4 protein-coding genes are annotated in these 6832 nt (G+C 65.7%); 2 read left to right on the top strand and 2 right to left on the bottom strand.

The window, feature by feature from the left end:
* Positions 1-240 precede the first annotated feature (240 nt).
* Together NTW26_08515 and lpdA are read right to left on the bottom strand one after the other, a co-directional pair.
* Complete coding sequence (locus NTW26_08515; protein MCX7022294.1) at positions 241-786, bottom strand: hypothetical protein; 546 nt, start codon at positions 784-786, stop codon at positions 241-243.
* Positions 787-966: 180 nt separating this feature from the next.
* Complete coding sequence (gene lpdA, locus NTW26_08520) at positions 967-2361, bottom strand: dihydrolipoyl dehydrogenase (GenBank protein ID MCX7022295.1); 1395 nt, start codon at positions 2359-2361, stop codon at positions 967-969.
* 193 nt (positions 2362-2554) lie between these two features.
* On the opposite strand from lpdA, the gene sppA reads away from it, so the two are divergent.
* Complete coding sequence (gene sppA, locus NTW26_08525) at positions 2555-4969, top strand: signal peptide peptidase SppA (protein MCX7022296.1); 2415 nt, start codon at positions 2555-2557, stop codon at positions 4967-4969.
* A 671-nt stretch (positions 4970-5640) separates the two neighbouring features.
* Complete coding sequence (locus NTW26_08530) at positions 5641-6723, top strand: hypothetical protein (protein ID MCX7022297.1); 1083 nt, start codon at positions 5641-5643, stop codon at positions 6721-6723.
* Positions 6724-6832 lie beyond the last annotated feature (109 nt).

The following is a 6832-nucleotide window of genomic DNA, read 5'->3' on the forward strand; positions in this document are numbered from 1 at the left end:
GCGCCCTCAAATGTAGGGCGGGGGCTTTAGTCCCCGCCGATTTCACACCTTACCCTCACCCCTACCCTCTCCCTAAAAGGGAGAGGGGGCCGCTGCACCCCTCACCCCGGCCCGTCGGCGCGCCGCTCCCACAGGGAGAGGGAGACCGCTTCACCCCTCACCCCGACCTGCGATGATGTAGGGGCCGACCTTCAGGTCGGCCCGCGGGCGACCGTGGACGGTCGCCCTACGATTAGAACTCTACCACAGGGTCTTGATGAGCCCCCAGGTGCTCTCCACGACCTGGGTCAGCTCGCCTTCCCAGTAGCAGCGCAGCATGGCGTCGCCCCAGTTTATCCAGTCGCCGCCGCCCCAGCTGTGCCCCGTTCCGTCCGCGTCGAAGCCCAGGGCGTCGCAGGAGGGGTAGCTGCCTATATCCTGCCAGGCGATCCAGAAAACGCCCGAGTCCACGTCGACATCAATGCTCGCCCACTGCCAGCCGGGCCCGGAGATGAATTCGTATCCCAGGTCGTCGCCGGGCAGGCCGCCCGAGTCGCTGAAGACGTGCATATTCACCCCCTGGTAAGTCCCGTCGGGCCAGCCGGGGAAGACGTAGGCCCCCACGCTCGTCACGGTTCCCGGCTGGCCGGTGGTCTTCTCCTCGTCGAACTGCACGGCCCAGTAGTTGCCGCCGGTGTACCAGACCCAGCCTCCGCCGCACACGCCGTCGTCCCAGTAGAACTCGTACACCTCGGCGGTCGCGCCCAGGGCCATGACCAGAAGCATGATCGTTACGACGATTCGCATCTTTTCCCTTTCGAGTTTGCGGTTCCGGGGGTGAGGGCCGCCCCGGTTTTCCGGGTGAAAAAAGTGAATGGGAAAGGTGTTCCCTCACTTAATAGAATATATCCTTCGGCGTCTAATTTCCAGCCCAGGGGCTAAAAAAGAAGACGGCCCGACGGGGCCGCCTTCGGAAAGTGAACGAACCTACTTCCCCTTGGGGATGTGCAGGGGGCGGCCCAGAGCGTCCAGGCAGGCCTCGCGCACCATCTCCGGCAGCGTGGGATGCGCGTGGATGGTGCCCACGACATCGGCGAGCGACAGGCCGTTGTGCACCGCCAACGAGAGCTCGCCGATCAAATCGCTGGCGTGGGGCCCGATTATCCCGCCGCCGATGATCTTGCCCCGCTCGTCGGCGATGACCTTGACCAGGCCCTCGGAGTGCATGGAGGCCAGCGCCTTGCCCGAGGCGCGGTAGGGGAAGCGGCCCACGATGACGTTCTGGCCCGTCTCCCGGGCGTCGTCCTCGGTGGCGCCCACGGCGGCGACCTCGGGGATGGTGAAGACGCAGCGCGGCACGGCGGCGTACTCCACCTCGCCCCGCTCGGTGACCATGTGCTCCACCGCCGTCTCGGCCTCGTAGCTGGCCACGTGGGCCAGCATGTGCCCGCCGATGCAGTCCCCGGCGGCGTAGGTCCGGGGGAGGGTGGTGCGCAGGCGGCTGTCCACCACGATGGCCCCCTGCCGCACGCTCAAGTCCAGCTCCTCGGCGTCCACGCCGGGGAAAATGGGTCGCCTTCCCGTGGCCACCAGCACCCGGTCGCACGCCAGGTGGAGGTCCTTGCCGTTCCCCTCTTTGTGGAAAACTGCCTCGAAGCCACCGTCGCACTCGTCCAGGCCCAGCACGCGGGTGCCCGTGTGGACGGTGATGCCGGCGTGCTTGAGCTGGCGCTCGAGCTCGGCGCCCAGCTCGGCGTCCTCCATCGGCAGCGCCCGCTCCAGCATCTCCACCACCGTCACCCGGCTGCCGAAGGCGGCGTAGATGGAGGCGAACTCGAGGCCGACGACCCCGGCCCCGATGACCAGGAGCCTCGCGGGTATCTCCTCGAAGCGCAGGGCGTCCTCGGAGGTCCAGGCCAGCTCGACGCCCGGAATAGGCGGCAGGGACGGCTCGGAACCGGTGGCGATGAGGGTGTAATCGCTATTTACGACGACCTCGCCGTCGGGGCCCTGGTAGGTCATCACGCCGGGCGCCTCCAGGCGTCCCTCGGCCTCCACCAGCTCCACCCCCGCTTCCTTCAGCAGGCCGCGGATGCCGGTCACCAGCCGGTGGACCGTATCGTCCTTCCGCTTGCGGAGCGCGTCGAGGTCGTAGCGGAGGTTATCCAGCAAAAGGCCCGAGCGCCGTAAGCCCTTGCCGGAGAGCTCGGCGTAGAGCGCCGCGGCGTGGACCAGGGTCTTGGTCGGGATGCAGCCGACGTGGAGGCAGGTGCCGCCGAGCCAGCGCCGCTCGATGAGGGTCACGCCTGCGCCGAGCTGGGCCGCGCGCAGGGCGCCCACGTATCCGGCGGGGCCGCCGCCGAGGATGCCTATCCGAATCACGGTACGACCTTTCGCGAAGGGATGACGGACCCGGTAAATTAGCACATCGGGGCGCCGGAGTCAACGCGGGAACCGCCGGTCGCGCCCCGCCGCTTCTTTACAAAAAGGCTGATACGGCACCGACCGACCCCCCTTTTGCAACCGCCCGCGGGGTGGTACGATTACCCAATCCGTTCCCCAGGGAGGAGACGCCGTGAAACGGTTCATTTTAGCCCTCGTGATAACCGCCGCCGCCGCCCCGGCCGCCTACGACGCCTACGCGACGGGGGCGCAGGGCTCGGTGGCCGTGAGCGACGACGCCCGGGCGCTGTGGATCAACCCCGCCGGTCTGGCCCAAAGATTTTCGATGAACGCCTACCTCTCCTGGGGCTCGAGCGGCGAGGCGTGGGAGGATTGGTCCATCGGGCTCCAGCTGGGCGGCCTGGGGTTCGGTTACCGGGGCGCGCCGGCGGCCGCGGACCCCGATTCACGCGAAAACGCCTACAGCCTGGCCCTGGGGTTCGGCGCCGAGGCCTTTAGTCTGGGCCTTTCGTTGGACTGGCATAACCGCACAAATACCCCCGAGGACCCGCGGGCCTTCGACATGCGCTTCGGCGTTTTGAGCCGGCCCGTCCAGTTCCTCTCCATCGGCGCCACGGTGGACAACGCCCTGGGCGATTCGCTGGCCGGCGTCCCCCTCGCGCGGACCTGGACCGGGGGTGTCGGCCTGCGGCCCCTGGCTATCTTCCTCCCCGGCAATCAGGACCTTCTCACCGTGAGCTTCGACGTGGGCTGGCGGGAGGACTCGAGCGCGGGCGCCGCCGGTCCCGGCGAGAAAGAGGGGCTCTTCTGGAGGTTGGGGGCCGAGGCCCGCCCGCTGACCGGACTGGCGCTCAACTTCGCGTACTCCGACGACGGGGAGATGAGCCTCGGGGCCAGCCTGGACCTCGATTATCTGACCCTGGGCTGGGGCGGGTCGCTCGCAGACGGGAACCTCTCGAGCCAGGGCGCTTCCATCGCCTTCTGCCTGGACCGCCGGGAACCGCTTCTGGACCTGGCGCCGGCGCAGGTGCTGGTGCTCGAGGTCTCGGGGACGATAGACGACGAGCCGCCCTTCTTCTCCCTCCTGGGCTCGGGGGGCGGGAGCGACCTGACCGACCTCCTGCGCGACCTGAAGCGCGCCCGGGAGGACTCCGACGTGAACGCCGTGCTCCTGGAGATACAGCCCATCAGCGGCTCATTCGCGGGTCTGTCGGCGGCGGTGCAGGAGCTGGGGTCGGAGATTGACCGCACCCGCGCCGCGGGGATACCGGTCTACGCCGTGTTCACCGGCGAGGGGGCCAACCCGGCCACCTACTACCTGGCCTGCCACGCGGACAAGATTTTCATCCCCCGGGTGAGCGTCCTGGAGGGCTTCGGCCTCGTCATGCACGTGATGCGCTACGGCGGGCTCGCCGAGGGGTACGGGGTGGACCTGGAGACGATCACCGCCGGCGATTACAAGTCCAGCTTCTTCCCCACCACCAAGGGGGCGTCCGAGGTCCAGGCCAAGGCGCTCCAAGAGATGTTGGAGGGGGTCCACGCCCAGCTCCTGTCACTCATCGGCGAACGCCGGGGCCTGAGCCCGACGCGGCTCGCCGAGCTCACCGACGCCTTCGTCATCCACCCCGACGACGCCCTCGAGCTGGGGCTTGTGGACGGGAACGGAGGGGTTGAGGAGGCGCTGGTGGCCCTGGCGCGCGCCGCGGGTGCGAATCCCGAAAATGCGGACGACGTCCCCCTGGTCGAGGTGGCCTCCCGGCAGTACTGGGAGAACGAATGGGGCGACCGGCCCCGCATCGCCGTCATCGGGGCCTACGGCTCCATCGAGGTGGGCCAGAGCTCCTACAGCATCGTGGACGGCTCGAAGGTGATGGGCTCGCAGACTATAGCGGCCGAGCTCGACGACGCCCGCCGGGACCCGCTGGTCAAGGCGATCGTGCTGCGGATTGATTCGGGCGGCGGCTCGGGGATCGCCTCCGACGAGATAGCCCGCGCCGTCGAGCGCTGCACCGCCGACGGCAAGCCGGTCATCGCCTCCATGGGCGACGTCGCCGCCTCGGGGGGCTACTGGATCGCCTGCCCGGCGGACTTCATCTACGCCTCGGGCTCCACCTACACCGGCTCCATCGGGGTGGTCAACCTGATACCGTCCCTGGAGCGGCTCTTCGAGGAGAACGGCGTGGTGCGCGAGGTGTACCAGAAGGGGAAGTCGGCGAATATCGGCGACATCGGCCACCGGCTGACCGACGAGGAGCGGACGGCCATTGAGAATGAGCTGGCCTATTTCTACGACATTTTCATCAACCTGGTCGCCGAGAACCGCGGGATGGACCCGGAGGCGGTGCGGGCCGTGGCCGGCGGTAGGGTCTGGACCGGCTCCGAGGCCCTGGAGCGGGGGCTGGTGGACGGGCTGGGCGGACTGCGCGAGGCCGTGGAGCTGGCGAGGCGGGAGGGCGGAATTGACCACCCCGACCCCGACCTGGCCACCTACTGCTCCTTCGGCTCGGTGATTCTCAAGCACATCGGTGGGTACCTGACCGACCTCTTCAACCAGGATCCGTTCTCGGAGTCCGAGCTGGAGTTGTAGGGGCGGGTGTTTGCACCTAGCTTGCGCTGACGTAGGGCGGGGATTCCTATCCCCGCCGGCTTTTATGTTCCCGACCTCGACCTTCACCCTAACCCGTAGGCGAGCCTCTCCCTGGGAGGGAGAGGGGGTAGCGGCAGACCTCACCCAGACCCGCACCTCGTTGCGATGACGTAGGGCGGCCCCTCTGCGGGCCGCCGCGCTCACGTTCCCTACCCCGACCCTCACCCCCACCTTCTTCCAAAAAGGGAGAGGGGGTCGCATCACCCCAAACCCGCTTGCGCTGACGTAGGGGCCGACCTTCAGGTCCGCCCGTTTTTTTCAAAGGCAGCCCTCACTCCGGCTCGCGCCTCACTGCGATGACGTAGGGGCGACCCTCTGCGGTCGCCCGCAGGCCGCTTAACAAGGGGCTTAAGCCCCTTGTTTATCGAACGAAAATTCATCCAAAATTTCTTTAACCAACTCTTGCCACGCCCCTTTTTTTGTGCTAATTTAACTGGTGCAATTGATGAGTCCTACTCAAGGAGGTAAGGAAATGCGAAAAGTTCTGTTACTCGGGGGGGGGTAATCCTTTGGGATAGTAGTAATAACGATAATTTTGAATGCGACATCACCATGTACGAAGTCGAGTAACCCGCTGGAGGTTGCTCTATCTTTTTTGAGGAGGAAACGAGATGAGAACCCTCGTATTCTTGACCGTTCTGGCCGTCGTGTCGTGCCTGGCGGGCGACGCCGTATCCGTCGGGCCGGAGCCGCCTTCGGAATACAACGCCCATTGGCAGCTCATACCGGGCGCAGGTGTCGGCTGTGTCCGCGACGACTTGTACGTGTACGGCTCCAACGACGCGGCCAGCATGATGTGGGTTGGTCAGCCCATCAACCTCGGCGGCTATGACGGCGTCAGCATAACACTTCACTACACCCTGGAGACCGCCGACGAGGGGGATTACGCCGAGATTTACCTAAGCGACGGTCTCACCTACCACTCGTTATGCAAATTCGAGGGCAATACCGACGGCGTAAACATATACAAAACCGCCCTCGACGACTACTACGGCTGTAGAAACCTGGGAATTTATATCGTTTGGGTATCCGATGAGACGGGGGTGGCCAGTGGCTTTCGCCTGAATACCATAAGGATAGACGGCGTCAATTGGGGGGAGGGCGACTACACAAATATCTTCACCTGGGGATCCGACGAGGTGACCGGCCACCAGACCATAAACGTGGCCGACTTCCTGTTAAGCGGCTACCTGTGCTGCTTTGGCTTCAAATACGGCACCGACTTGGACACACAGGGGTGGTGGGCGGTTGACAACGTGGAGCTTCTGGTCAACGGGGCGAGTATCCTGCCCTTGCAGGGCGGCGGTTACGGCATCGAGGACTTCGAGAGCGGCGGTTGGCACCAGGACCGGCACGGCCTTTCCGGGGAATGGGAAATAGACACCGACCACATCACCGGGGACATGTCCGGCGCGAACTTGCAGTGCGACTCCGCCGCCCGCCCCGGCTGGCTGTACGAGGCCGAGACCTTCTCACCCTGGGTAACGGTCAGTGCCGTCAACACGGCCACCGCCGTGTTCGATACCTGGTTTCATCCAGCGGGAACCGACGAGTCAGCATCGTTAGGCTATTACAGCGCTTCGGGCTTCCCCATTTTCGAGGATACATTTGACGACCTGTACTATTGGGAATGTTACGACGGTGGCGAAGATGTGGTAACCACCTCCTGGGGGGAAATAAAGGCGAGCTTCTAACCGGAGGCTCTCCGCCGATTTTTCTCGCTCCGACGTTGGGCGGCCCCTCCGCGGGCCGCCGTTTTTTAATGTAGCCCTCACCCCTAATCCCGTGCCTCGCTGCGATGAC

It is taken from the genome of bacterium (assembly GCA_026398675.1).
Taxonomy (GTDB): Bacteria; RBG-13-66-14; RBG-13-66-14; order RBG-13-66-14; family RBG-13-66-14; genus RBG-13-66-14.

What these genes read in the sequence shown, in the direction of transcription:
- NTW26_08515 (MCX7022294.1), bottom strand. Translation starts at nt 786, where the DNA reads ATGCGAATCGTCGTAACGATCATGCTTCTGGTCATGGCCCTGGGCGCG.
- NTW26_08530 (MCX7022297.1), top strand. Translation starts at nt 5,641, where the DNA reads ATGAGAACCCTCGTATTCTTGACCGTTCTGGCCGTCGTGTCGTGCCTG.